This window comes from Actinoplanes sp. NPDC023801 (assembly GCF_040639655.1).
In the GTDB taxonomy this organism is placed as follows: Bacteria; Actinomycetota; Actinomycetes; order Mycobacteriales; family Micromonosporaceae; genus Actinoplanes.
The window spans coordinates 508,636-532,958 of sequence record NZ_JBFAAI010000003.1 but is presented as its reverse complement, the minus strand read 5'-3'; the positions used below and the strand labels follow the sequence as shown (position 1 = coordinate 532,958).

Annotated in this window: 22 protein-coding genes and 1 pseudogene; 7 read left to right on the top strand and 16 right to left on the bottom strand. The window is 70.6% G+C overall.

Annotated elements, in window-relative coordinates; translation table 11 throughout:
• The first annotated feature begins 25 nt into the window (after nt 1–25).
• Entirely contained in the window at nt 26–1,507 is a 1,482-nt protein-coding gene (gene glpK / locus AB0G04_RS09465) for a glycerol kinase GlpK (RefSeq protein ID WP_360979242.1), read from the top strand.
• Here the strand turns inward: glpK and AB0G04_RS09460 are convergent.
• On the bottom strand, nt 1,489–2,226 hold the full coding sequence (locus AB0G04_RS09460; protein ID WP_360979239.1) for a class I SAM-dependent methyltransferase: 738 nt from the start codon (nt 2,224–2,226) through the stop codon (nt 1,489–1,491). The two genes, glpK and AB0G04_RS09460, sit on opposite strands and share 19 nt — an antisense overlap.
• Before the next feature lie 63 nt (nt 2,227–2,289).
• Nucleotides 2,290–2,556 carry an acylphosphatase gene (locus tag AB0G04_RS09455; protein ID WP_360979236.1) on the bottom strand — a complete coding sequence of 89 codons (267 nt, stop codon included), beginning with the start codon at nt 2,554–2,556 and terminating at the stop codon, nt 2,290–2,292.
• A 193-nt stretch (nt 2,557–2,749) separates the two neighbouring features.
• Here AB0G04_RS09455 and AB0G04_RS09450 point away from each other — a divergent pair, with 193 nt between their 5' ends.
• A complete protein-coding gene (locus AB0G04_RS09450; protein ID WP_360979233.1) occupies nt 2,750–2,968 on the top strand; it encodes a hypothetical protein in 219 nt (72 codons plus the stop codon).
• 19 nt (nt 2,969–2,987) lie between these two features.
• Here AB0G04_RS09450 and AB0G04_RS09445 read toward each other — a convergent pair whose 3' ends face one another.
• A complete protein-coding gene (locus AB0G04_RS09445) occupies nt 2,988–3,524 on the bottom strand; it encodes a GNAT family N-acetyltransferase (protein ID WP_360979230.1) in 537 nt (178 codons plus the stop codon).
• Between the two features lie 118 nt (nt 3,525–3,642).
• On the opposite strand from AB0G04_RS09445, the gene AB0G04_RS09440 reads away from it, so the two are divergent.
• From AB0G04_RS09440 to AB0G04_RS09430, 3 genes are all read left to right on the top strand, one after another.
• On the top strand, nt 3,643–4,656 hold the full coding sequence (locus AB0G04_RS09440; protein ID WP_360979227.1) for a segregation/condensation protein A: 1,014 nt from the start codon (nt 3,643–3,645) through the stop codon (nt 4,654–4,656).
• Between the two features lie 323 nt (nt 4,657–4,979).
• Nucleotides 4,980–5,807, top strand: coding sequence for an SMC-Scp complex subunit ScpB (gene scpB, locus AB0G04_RS09435; protein ID WP_360979372.1), 828 nt, complete (start codon nt 4,980–4,982; stop codon nt 5,805–5,807).
• A complete protein-coding gene (locus AB0G04_RS09430; RefSeq protein WP_360979224.1) occupies nt 5,776–6,531 on the top strand; it encodes a pseudouridine synthase in 756 nt (251 codons plus the stop codon). The genes scpB and AB0G04_RS09430 overlap by 32 nt, the downstream gene beginning before the upstream one ends.
• A gap of 132 nt (nt 6,532–6,663) precedes the next feature.
• Here AB0G04_RS09430 and AB0G04_RS09425 read toward each other — a convergent pair whose 3' ends face one another.
• From AB0G04_RS09425 to AB0G04_RS09390, 8 genes are all read right to left on the bottom strand, one after another.
• Nucleotides 6,664–7,647, bottom strand: coding sequence for an ABC transporter substrate-binding protein (locus AB0G04_RS09425; protein WP_360979221.1), 984 nt, complete (start codon nt 7,645–7,647; stop codon nt 6,664–6,666).
• A 195-nt stretch (nt 7,648–7,842) separates the two neighbouring features.
• Entirely contained in the window at nt 7,843–9,138 is a 1,296-nt protein-coding gene (locus tag AB0G04_RS09420) for an ABC transporter permease (protein ID WP_360979218.1), read from the bottom strand.
• A complete protein-coding gene (locus tag AB0G04_RS09415; RefSeq protein ID WP_360979215.1) occupies nt 9,135–9,830 on the bottom strand; it encodes an ABC transporter ATP-binding protein in 696 nt (231 codons plus the stop codon). The genes AB0G04_RS09420 and AB0G04_RS09415 overlap by 4 nt, the downstream gene beginning before the upstream one ends.
• Nucleotides 9,827–10,798, bottom strand: coding sequence for an efflux RND transporter periplasmic adaptor subunit (locus tag AB0G04_RS09410; protein WP_360979212.1), 972 nt, complete (start codon nt 10,796–10,798; stop codon nt 9,827–9,829). The genes AB0G04_RS09415 and AB0G04_RS09410 overlap by 4 nt, the downstream gene beginning before the upstream one ends.
• Before the next feature lie 110 nt (nt 10,799–10,908).
• The gene (locus tag AB0G04_RS09405; RefSeq protein WP_360979209.1) at nt 10,909–11,148 is read right to left on the bottom strand and encodes a hypothetical protein; all 240 of its coding nucleotides are present in this window, start codon (nt 11,146–11,148) and stop codon (nt 10,909–10,911) included.
• A gap of 26 nt (nt 11,149–11,174) precedes the next feature.
• Nucleotides 11,175–11,951 (bottom strand): metallophosphoesterase, encoded by a 777-nt coding sequence (locus AB0G04_RS09400; RefSeq protein WP_360979206.1) that lies wholly within the window; start codon nt 11,949–11,951, stop codon nt 11,175–11,177.
• A gap of 56 nt (nt 11,952–12,007) precedes the next feature.
• Complete coding sequence (locus tag AB0G04_RS09395; protein ID WP_360979203.1) at nt 12,008–14,263, bottom strand: bifunctional diguanylate cyclase/phosphodiesterase; 2,256 nt, start codon at nt 14,261–14,263, stop codon at nt 12,008–12,010.
• A 37-nt stretch (nt 14,264–14,300) separates the two neighbouring features.
• On the bottom strand, nt 14,301–15,647 hold the full coding sequence (locus AB0G04_RS09390; protein WP_360979200.1) for an AMP-binding protein: 1,347 nt from the start codon (nt 15,645–15,647) through the stop codon (nt 14,301–14,303).
• Nucleotides 15,648–15,765: 118 nt separating this feature from the next.
• On the opposite strand from AB0G04_RS09390, the gene AB0G04_RS09385 reads away from it, so the two are divergent.
• Complete coding sequence (locus tag AB0G04_RS09385) at nt 15,766–17,511, top strand: ABC transporter ATP-binding protein (RefSeq protein WP_360979197.1); 1,746 nt, start codon at nt 15,766–15,768, stop codon at nt 17,509–17,511.
• A gap of 212 nt (nt 17,512–17,723) precedes the next feature.
• On the opposite strand, the pseudogene AB0G04_RS09380 reads toward AB0G04_RS09385, so the two are convergent.
• The 5 genes and pseudogenes from AB0G04_RS09380 to AB0G04_RS09360 all read right to left on the bottom strand — a co-directional run.
• Nucleotides 17,724–18,251, bottom strand: a pseudogene (locus AB0G04_RS09380) (AAA family ATPase); the annotation flags it as partial.
• Nucleotides 18,248–18,598 carry a PIG-L family deacetylase gene (locus AB0G04_RS09375; RefSeq protein WP_360979194.1) on the bottom strand — a complete coding sequence of 117 codons (351 nt, stop codon included), beginning with the start codon at nt 18,596–18,598 and terminating at the stop codon, nt 18,248–18,250. The pseudogene AB0G04_RS09380 and the gene AB0G04_RS09375, both read right to left, overlap by 4 nt.
• Nucleotides 18,599–18,680: 82 nt before the next feature.
• A complete protein-coding gene (locus tag AB0G04_RS09370; protein ID WP_360979191.1) occupies nt 18,681–19,367 on the bottom strand; it encodes an aminoglycoside phosphotransferase family protein in 687 nt (228 codons plus the stop codon).
• Between the two features lie 238 nt (nt 19,368–19,605).
• Complete coding sequence (locus AB0G04_RS09365; RefSeq protein WP_360979188.1) at nt 19,606–21,750, bottom strand: 3-hydroxyacyl-CoA dehydrogenase NAD-binding domain-containing protein; 2,145 nt, start codon at nt 21,748–21,750, stop codon at nt 19,606–19,608.
• A gap of 13 nt (nt 21,751–21,763) precedes the next feature.
• Nucleotides 21,764–22,978, bottom strand: a complete 1,215-nt coding sequence (locus tag AB0G04_RS09360) for an acetyl-CoA C-acetyltransferase (RefSeq protein ID WP_360979185.1) — start codon at nt 22,976–22,978, stop codon at nt 21,764–21,766.
• Between the two features lie 114 nt (nt 22,979–23,092).
• On the opposite strand from AB0G04_RS09360, the gene AB0G04_RS09355 reads away from it, so the two are divergent.
• Complete coding sequence (locus tag AB0G04_RS09355; RefSeq protein ID WP_360979182.1) at nt 23,093–24,298, top strand: TetR family transcriptional regulator; 1,206 nt, start codon at nt 23,093–23,095, stop codon at nt 24,296–24,298.
• Nucleotides 24,299–24,323 lie beyond the last annotated feature (25 nt).

Below are 24,323 nucleotides of genomic sequence, written 5' to 3'. Positions count from 1 at the left end.
GCCGGATCATGAACGGGGCCGGATCATGAGTTATGTGCTGGCCGTGGACCAGGGGACGACGTCGACGCGGTGCATCCTCTTCGACCGGCGGGCCACCGTCGTGTCGGTGGAGCGGGCCGAGCATCCGCAGTCCTACCCGCGGCCCGGCTGGGTGGAACACGACGCGGCACGGATCTGGCGTGACGTCCAGCGGCTGATCCGCAGGACGCTGCGTGAGGTGGCACCCACGCAGGTGGCGGCCATCGGGATCGCGAACCAGCGCGAGACGGTGGTCCTGTGGGACCGGGTCAGCGGTGCGCCGGTCGCTCCGGCGATCGTCTGGCAGGACACCCGGACCGATGTGTCGGCATTGGACGCCGACCTCGTGAAGAGCCGGACCGGGCTGCCGCCGGCCACCTACTTCTCGGCCACCAAGATCCGGTGGCTGCTCGACAACACCCCCGGCCTGCGCGAGCGTGCCGTCCGCGGCGACGTGCTCTTCGGGACCATGGACAGCTGGCTGATCTGGAACCTGACCGGCGGAGCCCTGCACGTCACCGACGTGACCAACGCCAGCCGTACGATGCTGATGAATCTGACCGATCTTGATTGGGACCCCGAACTGCTCGACCTGTTCGGCATCCCCCGCGCCATGCTCCCCGGAATAAGATCCTCCTCCGAGGTGTACGGGACCGCCGACGCCGTTCTTCCCGGGGTGCCGATCGCCGCGGCCATCGGTGACCAGCAGGCCGCACTGTTCGGGCAGACGTGCTTCGCGCCCGGCGAGGCCAAGTGCACCTACGGCACCGGCGGCTTCCTGCTGATGAACACCGGCACGACACCCGTGCGGTCACGCCATGGGCTGATCACCACGGTCGGTTACCGGATCGGCGAGCAGCCACCGGTGTTCGCGCTGGAGGGCTCGATCGCGATCGCCGGATCACTGGTGCAGTGGATGCGCGACGGCCTCGGGCTGATCGGCACCGCGTCCGAGATCGAGACGCTGGCCGGGACGGTCGGCGACAACGGCGGCTGCTACATCGTCCCGGCGTTCTCCGGACTGTTCGCGCCGTACTGGCACAGCGAGGCCCGTGGCGTGATCGTCGGCCTGACCTCGTACATCACCAAGGGACACCTGGCCCGGGCCGTGCTGGAGGCGACCGGCTGGCAGACCCGCGACGTCGTCGACGCCATGAACGCCGACTCCGGCCTGGCCCTGACCACTTTGAACGTCGACGGCGGGATGACCGCCGACAACCTGCTCATGCAGATCGTCGCCGACTTCCTGCAGGTCCCGGTGGTGCGCCCGATGGTCGCCGAAACGGTCTCGCTGGGTGCCGCCTACGCGGCCGGGCTCGCCGTCGGTTACTGGTCGGACCAGCGTGACCTGCGCGCCAACCGGCATCGGGCCGGTAGCTGGCGGCCCGGACTCGACTCCGGCCGGCGCGACGCCGAGTACGCGAACTGGCGTCGCGCCGTGGAGTGCGCGGTGATGTTCAGCCGTGACGGTCAGGACGGCTTGCGGTAGACGGAGATGTGGTCGGTGCTCTCCGGGCCGAACTCGTCGCGCTGCCACGTGGCGTACCGAGCCTCCAGTTCGAGACCCGCGGCCGCGGCCATCGCGTCGATCTGCTCGGGCCACTGATAGCGCATGCCGAACGGCTGGAGACGTACGCCGCCGTCGGTGAACGTGATGGTCTGCCGGACGAACGTCTGCGCGGCGCGGTCGTACCGATGCATCCGCACCGTGACCGCGTCCTCGGTGACCGACCGGACCTGCACCTCGCGCTCCTCCTGATCGAACTTCGCCTCGTCGGGTACGAACGCCTCGACCACGAACCGCCCGCCGGGGGCGAGGACCCGGGCCACATTGTGCAGACAGTCCTCCTGCCGGCCCGTCACGGTCAGGTTGAACAGGGTGTTGAAGACCAGGTAGACCAGGGGATAGGTGCCGTTCACCGGTACGTCGGCCATGTCCGCCACGGTCACCGGGACACTGTCGCCGCCGGGCTTGCCACGCAGCAGCTCGACCATCTCGGGGGAGGCCTCGATGCCCTCGACCGGGATGCCGCGCGCCGCGAGTGGCAGGGCCACCCGGCCGCTGCCGATGGCCAGCTCGAGCACCGGGCCCGCACCGGCGAGCCCGGCCAGGAAGTCCACGGCCGGTGCCGGATCGGGGTTGCCGGGCGAGTCGTAAGCAGCGGCCCACTGGCGGCCGAACAGTCCGGGATCGTCGAGTTTCGCCATGTCCCCACGTCTACCGGGGTACCTCGGATGCGGCAACTCATTTGGATCGTCCGGTTCGGACGGTCAGCGGATCTGGAAGGCGTCGAAGCCCTCGGGCGGTTCGTCGTGGATCTCCACGTCGTCGACGCGGGCCCGGGTCGGACCGGTGCGGGCCCAGGTCAGCAGGCGGTCCACGCCGTCGGAATCACCCTCGAAGACCGCCTCGACCCGGCCGTCGGGCAAATTGCGAACCCAGCCCCGGACACCGTGCCGACACGCCACCCGGCGGCACGAATCGCGGAAGAACACGCCCTGGACCAGGCCGGACACCAGGACTCGCTTGCGGACCACCGGCTCACCCTACGTCGGGATTGGTCACCGCGAGTCGTAAATGCGGCCGGGGCGACCCTTGTTTCCGGTCTGCAGGATGGTGAACATTTGCCTTCGGTCTCATGTACCACAGGTTTCGCAAGATCATCTACAGTCACGTGCACACGCGCGCCGGCTGGTAGCGCGTGAGGCGTACAGGTGAAAGGAGGCCGACGTGGCGAAGACCAAGGAAAAGGCCAAGAAGGCGGTAGAGGTCGAGGCTGCGCCGGTTGTCGAGGCGCCGGTCGAGGTCAAGGTCAAGAAGGCCAAGAAGGACAAGAAGACCGTCGTGGCCGAACCCGTCGCCGAGGCGCCCGTCGTCGAGGAGGCCCCGGTCGCCGAGGAGGCCCCGGCCAAGGCCGCGAAGAAGTCCAAGAAGGACAAGAAGAAGTGATCTGCCGGGCCGTCGCGCATCAGCCGGCGGCCCGTTCCTCCGTGGTGAACAGTTCCAGCGTGACGTTGTAGTAGCGGTCGGTCGGCCCGACGTGCCGCATGCCGAGCCGCCGGCACACCGCCTGCGAGGCGGTGTTCTCCGGATAGGTGACCGCCAGCACCGGATCGATTCCCGAGCGCGCCGCGTACGACATCACCGCGTTGGCCGCCTCCGTCGCGTACCCCTTGCCCCAGGCGTCCGGATGCAGATGCCAGCCGATCTCGGTCTCCCCGGCCGGCAGCAACTTCTCGCCGGAGGCCAGCAGCGGAACCAGCAGCGCGGTACCCAGCAGACGCCCGGTCGCCCGGTCCTGGATCGCCCAGACCGTGTGCACGTCGTCCTGCCGGCCGCGCCAGCGGGTCAGCGTCGCGACGGCGTCGTCACGGCCGGACAGCACACGAGGCGCCGCGCCGAGGAAACGCGCCACCTCCCAGCGCGAGTACATGTCGAGAAGGAAGTCGACATCCTTCTCCTCCCACTCGCGCAGAAGCAGCCTGGGTGAGATCAGTGACCGCATCGCCGCAGCGTAACCGGGATCACGAGCAAATGTAACCGGCCGGTAACCCCATCGCGGAGCAACCCCGCGGGGATTGTGACGTTGGAAGAGCGTGCGCCCGGAGGAACTAGTCACAGGCATGGTCTACGGTCGGCACGTGCTTGAAGAGCCCGCCCTGTCGCCGCCGGAAACCGGCGAGGTCGTCCCGGCCGTCCCGGCCGCCGGCGTGGAGATCGAGACCAGCGGATTCACCGTCCGGCTGGAGAACTTCACCGGCCCGTTCGACCTGCTGCTGCAGCTGATCGGCAAGCACAAGCTGGACGTCACCGAGATCGCGCTGCATCAGGTCACCGACGACTTCATCTCCTACATCCGGGCGATGGGCGACGACTGGGACCTCGGCGAGACCAGCGAGTTCCTGCTCGTCGCCGCGACCCTGCTCGACCTCAAGGCGGCCCGGCTGCTGCCCGCCGCCGAGGTCGAGGACGAGGAGGACCTGGCCCTGCTGGAGGCCCGCGACCTGCTCTTCGCCCGCCTCCTGCAGTACAAGGCCTTCAAAGAAGCCGCCGCGCACATAGCGGAGCTCGAGGCCACCGGGGCGCGTCGCTGGCCGCGGATGGTCACCCTCGAGCAGCGGTACGCCGACGCGCTCCCCGAACTCGTCCTCGGCATCGGGCCGGAACGCCTGCTCAAACTGGCGCTCAAGAGTTTCCTGCCGAAACCCGGGCCGCCGCAGGTGTCCATCGCCCACATCCACCAGGTGCGGGTCAGTGTCCGCGAGCACGCCACCCTGCTGCGTGACCGGTTGCGCCGCGCCGGTACCGCCACGTTCAGCCTGCTCGTCGCCGACTGCGAGAACACCCTCGAAGTGGTGGCCCGCTTCCTCGCGCTGCTGGAGCTCTACCGCGAAGGGCTGATCGAGTTCGACCAGCCGGTCTCGCTCGACGAGCTGACCGTGCGCTGGATCGGCGGCGACGGTGACGTGGAACTCGACGTCGACGACTACGAGGGCATCAAACCGGCAGAGGACGATACCGGTTCGGACGATCCCACGGCCGCGCGGCTTGACTCGGACGCTCCCGATAGCGATCTTGGCACGGGTGACGACGAGGCCCCGGCCGACGAGCCGGCGGCTGTGGAGGAGACATCGTGAGCACCGAGGAGCGTCCCGAATCCCTGGCCGCGCAGGCGGCCGCATGGGTGCCGCCGTGGGAGCGGCGACGGGAACCCGACCGCGAGTACCAGGCCGAGGCGGTCGCTTCCGTCGTCGAGCCCTCCTCCGAAGATCTGCCCGAGCCCGCGTCCGGCTCTTTGCCGCAGTCGGAGGCGCAGCCATCCGCTCCGGCGCAACCCGAGGCCGAGCCCTTCTACGGGGCGGACCCCTCCTTCCGGGTGGAACCGGACTCGGCTCTCGAGCCGGTGGCCGAGGCCGCAGAGGTGGCGGGGACCGAGCTTTCCGCGGCCGTTGAGCCTTTCGTGGCGACCGAACGGTTCGTGGCCGCCGAGCCAGTGGTTGCCGAACCTGCGGTGGCGGCGGAGCCGTTCCCGGCGATCGAACCGTTTTTGGCGGTCGAGCCGTTCCTGGCGGCCGAGTCTCCGGTGACCGCCGAGCGCTTCACGGCGGTGGAGCCGGAAGTCACACCGGCTGCGGCCGAGCCCCTCGCGGCAGCCACGGTTCCCTCCCAGCCGCGGCGGCCGCGGGCCGACGTGCCCGCGGTGGCCGAGAGCGCCACCCGTACACCGGATCCGGTTCTGATGGACGACGCCGAGCTCGCCGCCGCCCTCGAATCGATCATGCTGGTGGTCGACGAGCCGGTCGGTGAGTTGCAGCTCGCGCAGGTGCTCGAGCAGCCGGTGGAGCGGATCGCACGGACGCTGGAGAACGTGTCGGCGCGTTACACCGCGGCGGGGCACGGCATCGACCTGCGGCGGGTGGCCGGCGGGTGGCGGCTCTACACCCGTCCGGAGTACGCGGCGTACGTCGAACGGTTCGTCCTCGACGGCCAGTCGGTGCGGCTCACCCAGGCCGCGCTGGAAACACTCGCCGTGGTCGCCTACAAACAGCCGGTGACCCGATCGCGCATCTCGGCCATCCGCGGTGTGAACTGTGACGGGGTCATGCGTACGCTGGTCACTCGCGGCCTCATCGAGGAGGTCGGGACCGAGCCGGAAACCGGGGCATACCTGTACCGGACGACCTCGCTGTTCCTCGAGAAGCTCGGCCTCAACTCGGTCGACCAGCTGCCGCCGCTTGCTCCGTTCCTGCCCGACGATGTGGAAGAAGTGCTCGATGCCTCAGGCTGACACCGCCGAACGCCTCCAGAAAGTCCTGGCGGCGGCCGGTGTTGGATCCCGGCGCGCCTGTGAAGATCTGATCTTCCGGCGGCGCGTCACCGTCAACGGCCGGGTCGCCAAGCTCGGCGACAAGGTCGACCCCGCCACGGCGGAGATCCACGTCGACGGGCAGCGGGTGATCACCAACACCAAGCTCGTCTACGTCGCGCTGAACAAGCCGCGTGGTGTCGTCTCCAGCCTCGACGACGAGAAGGGCCGCACCGAGCTGGCCGACTTCCTCGGCGCGAACTTCGAGCAGCGGCTGTTCCATGTGGGCCGGCTCGACGCCGAGTCCGAGGGCCTGCTGCTGTTCACCAACGACGGCGGGCTCGCGCACAAGCTGATGCACCCGTCGTACGAGATCAACAAGACCTACCTGGCCGAGGTGGTCGGGCCGCTGCCGCGCACCGTGGGCCGGGCCCTGCAGGCGGGCATCGAGCTGGAGGACGGCCCGGCCAAGGTCGACTCGTTCCGTCTGGTCGACGCGATCGGCAAGACCGCGCAGGTGGAGATCGTCCTGCACGAGGGCCGCAAGCACATCGTCCGGCGGATGATGGACGCGGTGGGGCACCCGGTGACCCGGCTGATCCGTACCGCGGTCGGCCCGATCCGGCTGGGTGACCTGCGGCCGGGTGGGTTCCGCCACCTGTCGGCCGCCGAGGTCGCCGCACTCTTCAAAGCCGTGGGCGACTGACCCACCCCGCCTCAGCTGTGCGTCACCGTTGTCTCAGCTGCGCTGAGACAACGGTGCGCGACAGCCGAAAAAGCCGTGGCTGGTCGCTACCGCTGTCTCGGGCGTGTCGAGACAGCGGTGTGACGGGTGGGGTCAGTAGGTGCGGTCGTCGATCTCGTCCGCGGCGGTCTCCGGGTCGAAGACCGCCTTCTCGGACCGGATGTTCTTCTGCACCCGGCCGCCGTGGAACAGGTCGACGACGACGGTCATGAGTGGCTCGCCGATTTCCGGGCTGCATTCGACGACGTAGTTCAGCTTTCGCTGGATGAGACCCTCAAGCGCCGCCTTCGTACCGTCCACGGTGACGATTTTCGGCTCTTTTCCCGGTTTCTTACCGGCCGCCTCGAGAGCGATAACAGCGCCTAATCCCATATCGTCGTTCTGGGCGAAAACCGCATCGATCCGCTTGTTCCGGCGAAGCAGACGGGCCATGGCGGCCTTGCCGCCGTCCTTCGTCCAGTCGCCGGTCTCCTCGTCGATGATCTTGAGGCGGCCACCCTTGGCGGCGGTGGCGGCGAAGCCCTCGGCCCGCTGCTTGGTCGGTGTCGCGCCGGCCACCCCGAGGATCTGCACGACGTTCACCGGCTCCTTCACCCCGGCGTAGTCGTTCTCCAGGTAGAGGGCGGCCAGGTTGCCCTCGGCGGCGAACTCGGCCCCGATCGAGCTGGCCCAGAGCGAGGTGTCCTTCTCGTCGATCAGGCGGTCGGTGAGTACCACCGGGATCTTCGCTTCGCGGGCCCGCCGCAGCACCTCACCCCAGCCGGTCTCCACCACCGGGGCGAAGGCGATGACGCTCACCTTGGCGTCGATGAACGAGTGGACGTCGGCGATCTGCTTCTTCGGGTCGCCGCCGGCGTCCTTGAAGTTGAGGTCGATCCGGTTGCGCTCGGCGGCCTTCTTGATCGAGGCGGTGTTCGCCTTGCGCCAGCCGCCCTCCGCGCCCACCTGGGAGAAGCCCAGCGTGATCGGGCCCTTGGGGGCGTCGCGCATGTTGAAGCCGTCCTTGTCCCGCCCGCAGCCGGCCAGGGCCGAGTACACGCCCGCCGCGCCCAAGGTCACGAAAGAACGTCTTCGCATGGAGGAGCTCCCGTCATCTGCGCGAATCGAATGATCAATTCCCGGAACGGCTGTTGACGATAACAACGAGATCATCGTCGCTCTACCCCACGTATTGAATTGTCGGTCTTCATTTTCTGAGACTGCTAAGTACTGATTTTTCGGATGATCCCGGCATCGGCGGCCATTGTGAAGCCGATGCCGGGAACGGAACCGTCAGGCGCGCATCACGGTGGCGATCGGGATTCCGGCGGCTCGGATGGCCGGGATGAACCCGCCCAGCACGCCCGCGACTAGGCCGGCGATCACGCCCGCCACCCCGGCCTCCCACGGGAACTGCATGCCCTGCAGGAACGGCTGTGAGGTGCCGGCGAAGGCGACCACCCCCTTCAGCGCCAGCGCACTCACGCCGATCGCCAGGGCGGCCGTCAGCAGGCCGGTGATCAGGGTCTCGGCAAGCACGATGCCGGCCAGCAGGGCACGGGGGGTGCCGACCGCCCGGCGGAGCGCGAACTCCTCGACCCGCTCGCCGACCGTGGCCAGGCCGACGTTGAGGATGCCGGCCACGCCGATCAGCAGCACCAGCCCGGCCATCGCCAGGAACACCAGCCGCATCAGGGACAGCTGGTCGGCCATGTCCTTCTTGGAGTTGACGGTACGGACCATCGGCTCGACACCGACCGCCTTGAGCTTCGTGGACAGCACCTGCTCGACCGGGGTGCCGGCGACCATCAGCACCCGGACCTCGCCCATGTTCGGGTCGACGAGCTTGTTCTCCGGCACCCAGTGGCTCAGTTCGTCCAGCCGGACGTAGGCGCGCGGCTGCTGGTCGCCGTCGTCGACCACGCCGACGAAGTGCGGGGTCATGTTGGCCGAGGCGCCGGGGACCCGCATCTCGGCGGGCACCCGGTACTGCTGGAAGCCCTTCGCGGCCTCCTTGTTGAGTACCAGCCGCGGGCCGAGCGACGGCATCGCGGCGAAATCGAGCCATTCACCGGCCTGCGGGCGGTACGGCCGGAACTGGCGCACGTTGCCGGTCAGCGCGGTCAGGCGTACCTCGATGGCCTGGCCCTTGGGCTGGACCTCCGCGGCCGGCAGTTCGCGGCAGCCGGTCTCGTCGCACTCCATCGGCGGCCCCGGGTCGCCCCAGGAACCGTCGAAGGGAGCACCACCCTCGTTGACCGGCCGCACTCCCGGTTCACCGATGACGGCCTGCATGCTCGTCATGGCCACCGCGTCGGACCGGCCGGCGACCGTGCTCGTGACGATCGAGCCCAGCCGCGGTGACGTGCCACCCATGTCCATCACCACGGTGCCGTCGACGCCCTCGTACAGCTCGAGGTCGGAGAGCAGTGCGCGCTCGGCGATGCTGGCGCCGGCCTGGACCACCACGACGGCGAGGACTCCGAGGAAGAGGCTCACCATCGACAGCAGGGTGCGCGTCTTGCGGGCCCGGATGCCCTGCAATCCGATGATCAGGGCCGACCGTCCCCGGCCGGACATCCGCATCATGCGCTCACCCCCGTGCGGTCGTGCAGCACGCCCGCCTCGAGGTGCATGACCCGGCCCATCCGGGCGGCGTGGTCACGGTCGTGGGTGACCAGGATCAGGGCGCAGTCGCGGGCCGTGACCGCCTGCAGGGCGTCGATCACCAGGGCGCCGGTCTCGGTGTCGAGGGCGCCGGTCGGCTCGTCGGCGAGCAGGATGCGCGGTTCGCGGACCAGCGCGCGGGCGATCGCCACCCGCTGCTGCTCACCGCCGGACATCCGGGTCGGCCGGTTCTTCGCCAGGTGGGCGATGCCGACCTCCTCCAGCGCCTGCATCACCTTGGCCCGGCGTTGCCGGCGGGGCAGCCAGCCCTGTCCGTTGACCAGGGCCATCGCCACGTTCTGGGCCGCGGTCAGGTGCTTGAGCAGGAAGAACCGCTGGAACACGAAACCGAAGTGCGAGCTGCGAAGCTTGGCCGCCTTGCGTTCCGGCAGCCGGCTGATGTCGTCACCGGTCAGGATGTAGCTGCCCTGGTCCGCGCGGTCGAACAGGCCGAGCACGCTGAGCAGGGTGCTCTTGCCGGAGCCGGAGCGGCCGACGATGGCGACGCTCTCACCGGCGTGCACGTCGAGGTTCACCCCGTCGAGGATGGTACGGGGCTCCTCCTGGCCCTTGAGGACCTTGGTGATCCCGGAGAGCTGGATAAGAGCCGTCACCCGGTCACCTCGGCCGGTGCCGGGATCGGCAGGTTGGGGCCCGGCACCGCGACGGTCTCGCCTCCGGTCAGGCCTTTCTTGATCTCGACGACCTTGCCGTCCGAGATGCCCAGCTCCACGTCGATCGTGGTGCGCTGCTTGTTCTCGTCGACCAGGTCGACCTTGCCCTTGCCCTGCAGGCCGGCGACCGCCTCGACCGGTAGCACGAGCACGTCCTCGGCCCGTCCGGTGATCACGTCGAGCGTCACGTCGGAACCGTTGATCAGCCGGACCTTCGACGGGGCGACACAGACCAGCCGGAGGCCGGTCGGCTCGGAGCCCTCGGGGGCGGTGGGCTGCTTCTCCTCGATGACCGCGTTCGGCGCCGACGGGTTGGTGGCCGGTGCGGTGGTCTTCACCGGCTCCGGCTCGGGGAACGTCCCGGCGGGCAGGGCCGCGATGGTGCCGACCGGCTCGCAGTCGAACGGCCCGGGCCCGTTCTTGATCTGTGCCTTGATCGACTTGACCGCGCCGGAGATCCGGTACGCCTGTGCGCTGTCGACCTCGGCGGTGATGCCGTACCCGACGTGTTTGGCGGAGAGGATCGGCATGCCCTTGGCGACCTCGGAGCGGTCCGGCATGAGGCGGCCGGCCATCATGGCGCCCTCCGGCACGAAGACCTTGCGCGGGGCGCCGTCGTTCCAGATCGACGCCACCCAGGTGTCACGGCTGACCGCAACGGTGGTCGGCTGCCGGGTGGTGAATCGGAGCTCGCCGGCAGCCGGGGCGACGATGCCGAACACCGGGTTGATGGTGACCTTTCCGCTCAGGCTGATCTGGTTGGTCAGATCCTGCCGGGCCGGCTGCACGGTGGTGAGGACGGTGCCTCTGGCTTCGAGGTCCGGTGTCTCCACCGAGTCGCCGTCCGACGTACAGCCACTCAGGACCACCGCGACGGCCGTGGCCATCACACCCAAACGTCTCTTCACTCGCTGCCCCGTTCCGCTGTTTTCGGACATACCGGCATCGAAGTAGGTGTCTGTAAGCCGGCGCGGCAGAACGGTACCGTACGGTCGCAACCCCTGGGGAGAGGGTTGTGTCAATCCTGTGTGTAGCCGTGGGCCACCAGGACCGCGAGGAGTTGCTCGTCCCAGGCGATCTCGTCGGCGTCGTGCCACCGATGACCGCGGGGACACTGCCGGTTCGGGGGCCGCTCCGGCATCACGCAACCGCCGAGGGCGAGGTCGCCGTCACGCGCCGCGGCGTGCGCCTCCGGCACCGGGAGCCCGAAGAGCAGCGGTACGCCGGTCGTCCCGCACTCGGGACACGAGTTGGTCATCCTCCGGACGCTACTCCCTGACCGGGTCAGAGGAGACGGGTGACGAGGACGACGCCACCCTCGAAGACACCGCCGTCGATGGCCAGGACACGGCCTCCGCCGTACCGCAGAGGGTTGCGGGCCTGCTCCCGGCTGAGGCCGAACGCGCTGATCAGCGTGCTGTGGCCGTGGACGATGAGCGAGCCGCCGAAGGCGGCGAGAAGTGCGCCGGCGACATCCGGCGAGTGGAGCTCGCCGCGCCCGCTGACCCGGGAGCAGAAGGTGAGCCACTCGTCCGGGTCGTGCCCGGCGAGGTGCCCGGCCACCGCCTTGTTGACGGCCTCGACGCTGTCGCCGAACTCGAGGTACCGGGTGCTGTCGCAGTGCAGCAGCAGGTGCCCGTCGACAAGTGCCATCGCGGGCAGGGCCTCCAGCCAGGCGAGATGCTCACCGGTCAGGCGGCGCATGTCGTGCTCACGGCCACCCAGGGTCAGCCAGGCGCCGTAGTAGCCGTCGGTGCGGGCGGCCCAGCCGGGGATCGGCGCGACCCCGAACCGGTGAGCCGCCACCAGGTGCGCCTCATGGTTGCCGAGCAGCGCACCCACCTCGCCGCCGGCGGCAGCCGCCTGCGCGGTGAGGCGGCGGATGTCGTCGACGACGCCGATACCGTCGGGGCCGCGGTCGAAGTAGTCGCCGAGCACCCACAGCCGGGCGTCGGCTCCGGACCAGTCACCGGACGTGTCGATCAGTCCGGCGTCACGCAGGGCGGCGCGGAACTCGGCACGATGGCCGTGCATGTCGCTGGCAGCGAAAAGAGGGCGCACGGCCGCGGACTATATCGATCCTTTGTATCGGTGGTGTTGAGATTCAGGGCACGATTTCACGGCACCGGGACCGGATCGGCCAGCAGTGCCTCGATCTCGGCGGCCGGAACCGGGCGGGCGAAGTAGAAGCCCTGGGCGTACCGGTAGCCGAGCGCGTGCAGCCGGTCCGCCTGGTCCCGCGTCTCGACACCCTCAGCGACGGCGCGCAGGCCGAGCGTGCTGGCGATCGTGCTCAGCGACGAGGCGATGGCCTCCTGCTCGGCGGTGCCGTTGAGGTCGTCGATGAACGACTTGTCAACCTTGAGCGTGGTGACCGGGCAGGTGCGCAGCAGGGTCAGCGAGCTGTGCCCGGTACCGAAGTCGTCGAGGGCCAGGCCGACGCCGAGTTCGCGGAGCTCACGTACCGTCTCGAGGGCCGCGCCGCCGGCGAACACCGCCGTCTCGGTGATCTCGATGGTGATGCGGTCGGGCTCGAGGCCGTGCTTGTGCAGAGCGTTCGCGACCAGGCCGGGCAGGTCCGGGTCGAGCAGCTGCCGTGCCGAGACGTTGATGTTGACCCGCGGTCCGGCCGGCCCGCGCCCGCGCTGCCAGGCCGCCGCGTCCGCGCAGGCCTGGTCGAGGATCCACGCGCCCAGGTCGATGATCAGGCCGCTGTGCTCGGCGACCGGGATGAACTCGGCCGGTGAGACGACCGGCTTGTCGACCGGCTGCCAGCGGACCAGCGCCTCGACGCCGGTGACCGTTCCGCCGGGCAGCTCCACGATGGGCTGGTAGAGCAGCCGGAACTCGCCCAGCTCCAGGCCACGGCGCAGGGCGGCGGCAAGTTCGGCGTGGTGCTGCGCGGTGGCGTCCAGCGCGCCGCTGTGCTCGCGGCTGCGGTCGGCGCCGGTGTACTTGGCCGCCTGCAGCGCCACCTCGGCGCGGCGCAGCAGGTCCGGGACCTCGTCGCCGGCGCCGGTGGCGACGCCGGCGGTCACGGTGACCAGCAGATCACGGGAGTCCACCCGCAGCGGGGTACGGAACGCGTGCACCAGCCGCTCGGCGAGCAGGGTGTCCCCGCCCGGCAGGAGCACGCCGAACTCGTCGCCGAGCAGCCGGGCCACGACCGCGTCGCCCCCGGTGACCGTGCCGACCCGCTCCGCGGCGGCCCGCAGCAGCGCGTCGCCGGTCTCGTCACCGAGCCGGTCGTTGAGTGCGGCGAAGCCGTCCAGGTCGCAGACCGCGACCGTGGTCGGCGCGGTCCGCCGGGTCAGGGTGGAGGTGAACAGGCGGCGGTTGGGCAGCCCGGTGAGGTCGTCGTGGTGGGCCTGGGAGTCCAGGCGGTCGAGCAGCACCGCGTTGTCGAGCAGGGCGGTGAGCTGCCGGGTCACCACGAGCACGGTGAGCAGCACGGATCCGCCGGCCAGGCCGGGCGGCAGGTGACCGGCCCGCAGGGTCACGACGATCAGCAGCGTGGCGACCGAGGCCACCGCGACGTACGGGACGATGCTGATGTTGCGCCAGGCGCTGCGGCGGCCGGTGCCGGAGGGCTCTGCCGCGGCCGGACGATCCGAGACGTTCGTGCGGGTCTGCATCCACGCGGCGAACGTGGCGATGAGACCGGACACCGGCAGCGACGCCACCGACGCGTCCAGGTGCGGCCACTGGGCGAGAACCGGCGTCAGCAACCAGGAGACGGGGGAGAGCAGGCCGATCGGGGCGAGCGTCCACAGCGCCGGCGCGAGGGCCGGTCCGGCGCCGGCGATCCCCGCCTTGATGATCGCGGCCACCGCGGCGGAGGCGGCGATCATCACGATCAGCAGGAACGTCGCGGTCGCCGTGTCACCGATGGCGGAGTTGCCGCTGCGCCAGAGGAAATGGCTGAAGATGATGGCCGCGGCGGTGGCGACGATGGCCATGTCCAGGCAGATGGCCACGGAGGCCCGCCAGGTACGGCGGGCGTGTGGCAGGCGGAGCACCGACACCATGGCGAAGCCGGCCGCGACGGCGAAGCAGAGGGCGGCCACCGGGTTCAGCGCCTCGGAGTCGTCGACGAACAGGCGGCCGCCGAGTTGTACCAGGCCCCCGGCGGTGATCCAGGCCATGGTGCGGGTGATGCGCCGCCAGAAGGCACGGACCACCGGCTGCCCGGTGGTAGCGGCGACCCGGCACGCCAGGGTGGCCGTGCCGGTCGCGCCGATGGCGGCGGGCCACAGCAGCCACGCCGGCAGTGGCATGAGTACACCGGCGGCGCCGAGCGCGACGGCGACCAACAGCCAGACCACGGCCAGGGCGAGCACCGCGGTGGCCGGGCGAAGGGATGGTCTCGTCACGTGGTGCCCGATCGGCAGTCACCGGCCACCGGTTGAGTCATTCCGTGCGGAGCAAACCCTTTTGCACCTTGCCCATCGCGTTCCGGGGCAGGCTGCCGACCAGGTGCACCATCCGGGGGCGCTTGTGCGCGGCCAGCCGGACGGCCACGAAGTCGATCAGTTCGGCCGGGTCGACCGGGTCGGCGACCACGAACGCGGTGATCTGCTCGCCGAGGTCATGGTGCGGGACGCCGACCACGGCGGCCTCCCGCACGGCCGGGTGCAGCAGCAGGGCGTCCTCGACCTCACCGGCCCCGACCCGGTAGCCACCCGACTTGATCAGGTCGGTGGAGGCGCGGCCGACGATGCGGTGCCAGCCGTCGGGGCCGATCGTGGCCACGTCACCGGTCGGGTACCAGCCGCCGATGAGTTCGGGTGGGCGTACCGCGCCGTCCTGGAGATAGCCGTCGAGCAGGGTGGGGCCCTGCACCTGCAGGTGACCGATGGTCTCGCCGTCGTGCGGCAGCGGCGTGCCGGTCTCGTCGACGAGCCGGGTGCCGACTCCGGGCAGCGGCAGGCCGACGTGCCCGGGGCGGCGCTCCCCGTCGGAACGCGCGCTGACCGTGATCAGGGTCTCGGTCATGCCGTACCGCTCGACCGGGGACTGCCCGGTGAGTGCGGCCAGACCGTCGAAGACCGGGACCGGGAGCGGGGCACTGCCGGAGACGAGCAGCCGGGCCGAGGCCAGGGCGCGGGCGGCGGGCGGGTCGGCGGCGATCCGCGACCAGACGGTGGGTACGCCGAAGTACATGGTGCCGGGGTTCGCGGCGTACGCCTGCGGGGTCGGCCGCCCGGTGTGGATCAGCCGGGAGCCGATGCGCAGCGGCCCGAGGACGCCCAGGACCAGGCCGTGCACGTGATAGAGCGGAAGGCCGTGCACCAGGGTGTCGTCGCCGGTCCACTGCCAGGCACCGGCCAGGGCGTCCAGGTCGGCGGCGATCGCGGCGCGTGAGATGACCACGCCCTTGGGCGCGCCGGTGGTGCCGCTGGTGTACAGGACCAGGGCGGCGCCGCTGTCCTCCGGCTCGGCCGGGACGTCGCCCCGTGCCGGCGGAAGGTCCGGCAGCAGCGTCGCTCCGGAGTCGCGCAGGATGTGCTCCCGTTCGAGGACTCCGGCGTCCGGCGGGATCGGCACGATCGGCACCCCGGCCAGCAGCGCCCCGGTGACCGTGACGATCGTCGACAGTGCCGGCGCGGCGTCCACCGCCACGATCGGCAGCCCCCGCAGACGGGCCGCCACACCGCCGGCTCTGGCCAGCAGTTCATGACGGGACAGCGACCCGTCCGGCGCGACCACCGCAGCGGACCGGTCGTCGGACGAGTGCAGCGAGGTAAGCAGGCGCATCACCGGATCCTACGAAAGGACGACGGCTCACCCTCTTGCCGCGCTGGCGTCCCTCCCGGCTCATTGCTGCCGCTCGAAATGCCTGCCTAACGTCGATCCCCTGGTGAGAGGGGGCGTCATGGCCGATCTGGCCCGGTGGCGGGACCTGAACCGGCTGGCCCGCGGTTACCGCCGGTCGATCCTCGGAGCCGCGGCGCTCAGCCTCCTCGGTTACCTGCTCGCCCTGACCCAGCCCCTGCTGGCGCGCGTGGCGGTCGACGGCGCCTCGGCCGGTTCGCTGCCGTGGACCGTGATCGGCGCGCTGGCCGGCCTGTTCGCCGCACAGGCGTCGGCGCTGGCGCTGGCCCGTTACGTCCAGGCGCACACCGGCGAGACGATGACCCGTGACCTGCGCCACACCATTGCCGACCATCTGCTGCGGGTACGCCTGTCGGCCCTCGACGACGGCCGGATCGGCGACCTGATCGCGCGCGCCTGCGGGGACACGGCCGCGGTGAAGACCCTGATCGCGCAGAGCCTCGGCACCGGGCTGGCCGGGGCGATCGGACTGGCCGCCGCGATCGGCCTGCTCGCCTGGCTGGACCCCTGGCTGCTGGCTGCCGTGGTGGTGCTGTTCGGCGGTTCGTTCGGTGCGCTGCTCGCGGTGGTGCGGCGGGTGCGTCTCGCGTCACGGACCGCCAGCGCGGCCGAGGGCGTGCTGGTCGCCGATCTGGAACGGGCTCTCGGCGGCATCCGGGTGGTGCGGGCCTGCCGTACCGAACGGCTGGAGACGCAACGGCTGGACACCTCGGCCGGGCGGGCGTACCTGGCGAACCTGCGGATGGCGGGAATGGTGGCGCTCAGCGGCCCGGCCAACGACCTGGCGGTCAGCGGTGCCTTCCTGACCGTGCTGGTGACCGGTGCGACCAGGGTGGCGTCCGGCGCCATGACGCTCGGCGAACTGGTCGCGTTCATCCTGGCCATGACGTATCTCGCGGCGCCGGTGTACGAGATCTTCCAGGCGGTCAGTTCTGTTCAGCAGGGCTCCGGGGCACTGCACCGGATCAACGAGGTGCTGGCCCTGCCGGTGGAGCGGGATCGGCCGGTCGCCGTTGCCCCGGTGCGCGGCACGGCCCGCCGGGCGGCGCCGGTGCTCGAGTTCCGGGACGTCTGGTTCGGGTACCGGCCGGGTCGTCCGGTGCTGCGCGGGGTCCGGTTCACGGTGCCGCCGCGGGGACAGGTCGCGCTGGTCGGCCCGTCCGGTGCCGGCAAGTCGACGATCTTCGCGCTGGCGGAACGGTTCTACGAGCCGGACCGCGGGTCGGTGCTGCTGCACGGCCGGGACGCGCGGTTCACCCCGTACGCCCGATATCGCGCCTCGATCGGATTGGTCGAGCAGGACTGTCCGCTGCTCGCCGGCACACTGCGCGACAACCTGCTCTACGGCGCCGGGCCGGTCACCGACCGGGAGCTGCGCCGGGTGCTGGCCATGACCGGTCTCGGCAGCGTCGTCGCGGCGATGCCGGCCGGCCTCGACACCCCGGTCGGCGAGCACGGGCGGCGTCTGTCCGGCGGCCAGCGCCAGCGCGTCGCCATCGCCCGCTGCCTGCTGGCCCGGCCCGGCCTGATCCTGCTCGACGAGCCGACCGCCCACCTCGACCCGGACAGCGAGCAGGCCCTCGCCGCCACGTTGCACGAGGTCTCGGCGGTCTGCGCGCTGATGGTCATCGCGCATCGCTTCTCCACGGTGCGGTCCGCGGAGCGGGTGCTGGTGGTCGACGGCGGCGTCGTCACGGGCGCCGGCACGCACGACGAGCTGTTGCGATCGAGTCCCTATTACCAACGCCTCGCGGCGCAACCCGGGACGCTTCAGCGGTACGTGTGACGCGAGCCGTCCGGAGCCAGGGTCATGCGGGTCAGTCTCTCGCCCGCCGAGATCGCCGTGTCGAGGAGTCGCCTCCCGCCCACCGCGACGAAGTCCGGTGCCCGATGGCGGACCACGATCTCGCCGTCGGTGGCGGTCTCCGGCACCCGGTGGACACGTCGCGGATCGAGGTGGCACACCGGCCGGTCGCCGGCCGGTGCGCCGAGCATGTCGACGATCCGCGTCACCACCTCGGCGGGTGCCGCCCGGGTGGTGTCACAGACCAGGTCGTAGTTGCGCAGGCGGGTCTTGTCCACGCCGTACCGGGAGAGGAATCTTCGTCGTTCGCTCTCGCTGCGGTCGGCCAGGCGGCGGCGTGACTCGTCGAGGTCGCGGTAGTTCTCCACCGCGTCGCCGGGCCGGCCGAGCACCCGCCGGGCGGCCACGACCGGGTCGGTGACCAGGTGCACCTTCAGTGCGCCGGTGAAGAAGTGCCAGGCCAGGCGGCTGTCGACGACCAGCTCCTCGCCGGCGGACGCCATGTCGTGCTGGAGCGTGTCGATGTAGTGGTCGACCTTGTCGTCCAGCTCGGCATGCAGGTTGAGCTGCAGGGCGGTCATGTCGTGGTCGGCCGCCATCTGCCGGTAGAGGTCACCGATGCTGACCCGGCGCAGTCCCAGCCGCTGTGCCAGCAGAACCGAGACGGTGCTCTTGCCACTGCCGAGATCGCCGTTGAGAACGACCGTGCGGGGTCGTGTCATCGGCCAACCATAATCGCTTCCACCGGTCCCGCGCAGTGCCAGCGTGCCTCGGTCGGGTCCCACCGGCAGCGGTCGCACGGTGGATGACCGGCCGGGACAGCCTTCACGAACGCCTCGCCGGCGACCCAGGCGGAATAGTCGGCGGTGCGGCGCGCGGCGAGCCGGTCGGGCGGCCGGAGCGCCGGGTCGCCGGTGCCGTGCTCACCGCGGGTCGCGGTCACGCAGACCATGCGCGAGCCGGCGTCCCGGGCCAGTGCCATCAGGCCGCCGGGCAGGTAGGCCTCGTCGTCGGGATGTGCCCATGCCCCGAGAACGGTCCCGAGCGCGGCGATGTCGTGTTCTCTCATGCGCCGAGGATGCGCGGGGCCGCTTGCCGCACGCTTGCAGGTTGCTGTCACCCCCTGCCGCGAGCCGTACGGCGTGAGCTCGTCAGGCGGGGAAGGTGGCGAGCTCCTTGACGGCGGCGGCGAGGCGCAGGTCGAGTCCGGAGTGGATGAGCTCGCGGCAGTCGTGGTCACCGTCGGTGGCCAGGCGGCGGATGTCGTGGATGGCGGCGCTGATCCGGTCGCGGACCTCGCGGATCATGCCGGTGGCGGTGCCGCGCCAGCCGTACGCGTCGAGCAGCATCCGCAGGCGGCGGGGCCGGCCGGTGAGGTCGGTCCAGCCCTCCGCGGTGGCGTCGGTGCAGGCGGTGAGCGGCACCCAGGCGAAGGCGGTGAACGCGAGGTCGGCGTCGCGGCTGACCGGGCCGGCGAAGTCCCAGCCGACGAATCCGGTGAGGCGGCGGCCGGCGCGGGTCGCGTTGTACGGCGCCGCGTCGTTGTGCCCGATGATGAGGCCGGGTTCCCAGACGCCGCCCTTGCGCCAGACCGCGCCGGCGGGCGGCACGAAGTCGGCGACGGCCTCGTGGTACTCGCGCAGCCACTGGGCGACCTGCCAGAGGGTGTCGTCCTCGCGGGCCCACGCGGGCCAGGGGTGTGCCGCGGCGGCCGGGTCGCCGTCGACCGGCGGCGCGCCGTCGAAGCCCGACCTCTCCAGATGTCGCAGTAATGCGCGTACCGCGGGTGCCCACGGCTCCTCCACCGGGACGCCGGGTAACTCCGCGTCGATATTCATGATCAACCTCCGGGATGGACGGTAGCCCGGAGATCATCTGTCATGCATCGGCCGGGTGTCCGACCGGGAGTTGCCGGATGAAGGAATCGGTGCAGGTCACGCCTCGTCCACCCCCGGCTGTGCGCTATCGCTGTCTCCCGCGCCGGGAGACAGCGGTGTCCGACAGCCGGGGGTGAGGCGGCTGGGCGGCACCGCTGTCTCAGCGCAGCTGGGACAGCGGTAGCGCCCAGCTGGGGGTTCAGGCGAACTGCTCGCCGGCATCCGCTTTGGCGAGCAGCAGCGGCGGCGGGGTGAACCGGTCACCGTAGCGCTCGGCCAGCTGGCGGGCCCGCGCCACGAAGCCGGGCAGGCCGCCTTCGTACTGGTTGATGTACTGCAGCACGCCACCGGTCCAGCCGGGGTAGCCGATGCCGAGGATGGAGCCGATGTTGGCCTCGGCGACCGACGTCAGCACGCCCTCGTCGAGGCACTTCACGGACTCGATCGCCTCGATGAAGAGCAGCCGCTCCTTGAGGTCCTCGAACGGGATCGACACGTCCGGCCTGGCGAACGCGGACAGACCCGGCCAGAGCCCGGTGCGCTTGCCGTCGGCGTACTCGTAGAAGCCGGCTCCGCCGGAGCGGCCCGGACGCCCGAACTCGTCGACCATCCGGTCGATGATCTGGTCGGCCGGGTGCGCCTCCCAGGTCCGGCCGGCGGCCTCGGCTGCGGCGCGGTACTCGTTGCGGATCTTGCGGGGCAGGGTGAGGGTCAGCTCGTCCATCAGCTGCAGCACCGGCGCCGGGTAACCGGCCTGGCTGCTGGCCTGCTCGATGCTGGCCGGCGGGACACCCTCGGCGAGCATCGAGATGCCCTCGTTGGTGAAGGTGCCGATCACCCGGCTGGTGAAGAATCCACGGCTGTCGTTGACCACGATCGGTGTCTTGCGGAGCCGCCGCACCACGTCGAGCGCACGCCGTACCGCAGGGTCGCCGGTCTTCTCGCCCTTGATCACCTCGACCAGCGGCATCTTGTCGACCGGGGAGAAGAAGTGCAGGCCCACGAAGTCGGCCTGGCGGCTGACGCCCTCGGCGAGCAGCGTGATCGGCAGCGTGGAGGTGTTGGAGCAGAGCAGTGCGTGCGGCGCGACGACGCCCTCGATCTCGGCGAACACCTTGTGCTTGAGCGCCGGGTCCTCGAAGACGGCCTCGATCACCAGATCGGCGCCGGCCAGATCGGCGACCTGGTCGGTCGCGGTGATCAGGTCGAGCAGGGCCTGACCCTTCTCCGGTGCGATACGGCCGCGCGCGACGTCCTTGGCGACCAGCTTCTCCGAGTAGCCCTTGCCGCGCTGCGCGCCCTCGAGCGAAACGTCGCGAAGCACTGTGGGCAGGCCCGAGCGGGCACAGACGTACGCGATGGCGGCGCCCATCATGCCGGCGCCGAGCACCGCGACCTTGGTGATCGGCGGCACCTCGCCGATGTCGCGCTGGCTGACCTCGTTCAGGTCGAAGAAGAACGCTTTGATCATGTTCTTGGCGACCGGACCGGTGACCAGCTCGACGAAGTAGCGCGTCTCGATCACGAACGCGGTGTCCACATCGACCTGGGCGCCCTCGACCGCGGCCGACAGGATGTTGCGCGGGGCCGGGTAGGACGCGCCCTTGAGCTGCTTGCGCAGGTTGGCCGGGAAGGCCGGCAGCATCGCGGCAAGCGAGGGTGTGGACGGCGTGCCACCGGGGATCCGATAACCCTTGGTGTCCCACGGCTGGGCCGCCTCCGGGTTGGCGGCGATCCATTCGCGGGCCGCGGCGAGCATCTGCTCCGGGGTGTCCACGATCTCGTCGACCAGGCCGAGCTGCTTCGCCTTCGGCAGGCGGTGCCGGGTGCCCTTGAGCAGCACCTCCATCAGTGCGGTGGCCAGGCCGAGCAGCCGGACCGTACGGACCACGCCACCGCCGGCGGGAAGCAAGCCGAGGGTGACCTCGGGCAGGCCGATCTCGGTCTTCGGGTTGTTCAGCGCGATCCGCCGGTGGGTGGCCAGTGCCAGTTCCAGGCCGCCGCCGAGGGCCGAGCCGTTGATCGCGGCGACGACCGGCTTACCGAGCGTCTCCAGCCGGCGCAGCTGGCCCTTGACCTTGGTGGACAGGTCGAACACGTCCTGCCCGCGGTCGGCCGGCACCGAGCCGAGCTGGTCCAGGTCGCCGCCGGCGAACCAGGAGTTCTTCGCCGACGTGATGATCACGCCGGTGATCTCGTCGCGTTCGGCCTCCAACCGGGAGACGGTCGCCTCCATGCTCGCCACGTAGGCGTCGTTCATGGTGTTGGCACCGCGGCCCGGGTCGTCGAGGGTGAGCACGACGATGCCGTCGTCGCCGCGGTCGTAGCGGATGGTGTCGGTCATGGAAGTTTCTCCCTCAGAGCCGTTCGACGATGGTGGCGATGCCCATGCCGCCGCCGATGCAGAGCGTGGCCAGGCCGTACCGGCCGCCGCGCCGCTCGAGCTCGTCGACGAGGGTGCCCAGGATCATGGCGCCGGTCGCGCCCAGCGGGTGGCCCATGGCGATCGCGCCGCCGTTGACGTTGACCTTCTCCGGATCGAGCTTCATGTCCTCGATGAAGTGCAGGACGACGGCCGCGAACGCCTCGTTGATCTCGACGAGGTCGAGGTCGTCGACGGTGAGGCCGGCCTTGTCGAGAGCCTTGCGGGCGGCCGGCGCCGGGCCGGTCAGCATGATGGTCGGGTCGGCGCCGCTGAGCGCGGCCGCCACGATCCGGGCGCGCGGGGTGAGGCCGGCCCGCTGCCCGGCCCGCTCCGAGCCGATCATGACCAGCGCCGCGCCGTCCACGATCCCGGACGAGTTGCCCGCGCTGTGCACGTGGTTGATCTTCTCGACCCAGTGGTACTTCTGCAGCGCCACCGCGTCGAACCCGCCCTGGTCGCCGATCACCGCGAAGGAGGCGGGCAGCTTGCCCAGGCTCTCCACGGTGCTGTCCGCGCGGATGTGCTCGTCGCGGTCGAGGATCAGCAGGCCGTTGCGGTCACGGACCGGCACCACCGAGCGGTCGAACCAGCCGTTCTTCCAGGCGTTGGCGGCCTTCTGCTGGGAACCGACGGCGAACGCGTCGACGTCCTCGCGGCGGTAGCCGTCGAGCGTGGCGATCAGGTCGGCGCTGATCCCCTGCGGTACGAAGTCGGTGTTGAGCGCGGTGTCCGGGTCCATCGCCCAGGCGCCGCCGTCGGAACCCATCGGCACCCGTGACATCGACTCGACGCCGCCGGCGAGGACCAGGTCCTCCCAGCCGGAGCGGATCTTCTGGGCCGCGATGTTGACCGCCTCGAGCCCGGAGCCGCAGAAGCGGTTGAGCTGGACACCGGCCGTCTCGTAGGGCAGGCCGGCGGCGAGCGCCGCGGTCTTGGCGAGGTCGGCGCCCTGGTCGCCGATCGGGGACACGACGCCGAGAACCACGTCCTCGATGTCGGCCGGGTCGACGCCCGGGTAGCGCCGGCGCAGCTCGTCGATCAGTCCCACCACGAGTGAGACGGGTTTCACCTGGTGCAGGGATCCGGTCTTCTTCCCCCGGCCGCGCGGGGTGCGCACGGCGTCGTACAGATAGGCCTCGGTCGTCATCGACTGCTCCCCTGGATGCGAATTGCGGCTAACTTTTGCCGATGTTTCCGCTAGGTGTCAAGGATACGGAGACGAAGGTCGGGCGAACCACAGATCACCGTTACGCTGTTCGTCATGAGCATCGCCGCGGCCGGTGAGCCGGCCCCAGCCGGGGCCCGCAAGCGGCCGAAGAACCGGAAGTCGCAGCTCGCCCTGGCCGCCGCGGAGATGTTCTGCGAGCGCGGTTACCACGGTGTCAGCCTGGACGAGATCGCCACCGCGGTCGGTATCAGCGGCCCGGCGATCTATCGGCACTTCCCCAACAAGTACGCGATGCTCGTGCACGCCAACCGTCAACTCGTCGAGGCGGTACGCGCCGCCACCGACCTGTCCGGCCGTGACGACCCGCGGGCGCGGCTGGACGAACTGCTCGCCGTGCTGGCCCGGTTGGCCGTCGAGCACCGCCGGGTGGCCGGGCTCTACCAGTGGGAGTGGCGCTACCTGGAGCCGGAGCACCGGGAGGAGTTCCTGGCCGAGCTGGGCACGCTGGCGGCACGCCTGACCGCCCCGCTGCGCGAGTTGCGTCCCGAGTTGTCCGGCCGGGACGCGCATGCCCTGGTGCGTGCGGCGCTCAGCGTCTTCGGCAGTCTGGGCACGCACCGGGCGGCGATCGCGCGTGGGCGGGCCGAGGTGATCCTGCGGCGGGTCGCCTGGGCGATGCTGAGCGAGGAGCCGGCCACTCCGGTGCTGCCCGCCACCGGGCACTCCGAACCCGAGCCGGTGAGGGGGATGACGGCCCGCCGGGAGATCCTTCTGGCCGAGTCGATCAAGCTGTTCCACCGGCACGGTTACCACGCGGTGGGGGTGGAGGACATCGGCCGGGCCGCCGGGATCAACGCATCAAGTGTCTATCGTTACTTTCCCGGCAAGGCCGACATCCTGGCGGCCGCCTTCTACCGGGCCACCGAGCGGGTCGCCGAGACGACCGCCGCCGCCCTGGCCGGTGCCGACGGCGATGCGGACGCGCTGGAGCGGATGGTGCGGTCCTACGTGGAGCTGACCTTCGAACGCAGTGCCCTGGTCTCGGTCTACCTCGCCGAGAATAACAACCTGCCCGAGGCTGACCGGCATGAGCTGCGCAAGGTGCAGCGTCTGCACGTTGAGGAGTGGGTACGTCTGCTCGTCCGCCTGCGTTCCGGGCTGGCCGTTCCGGAGGCGCGGGTGCTGGTGCACGCCGCCCTGAACCTGGCCACCGACCTGAGCCGGCTGGTTCGCTCCGATCGCCGATCCGGTATGGACCAGCACCTGACGCGATTGATGCTGACGGTCCTCCGGGCCTGACAATCGGTACGGAAGTCAGTCCGGA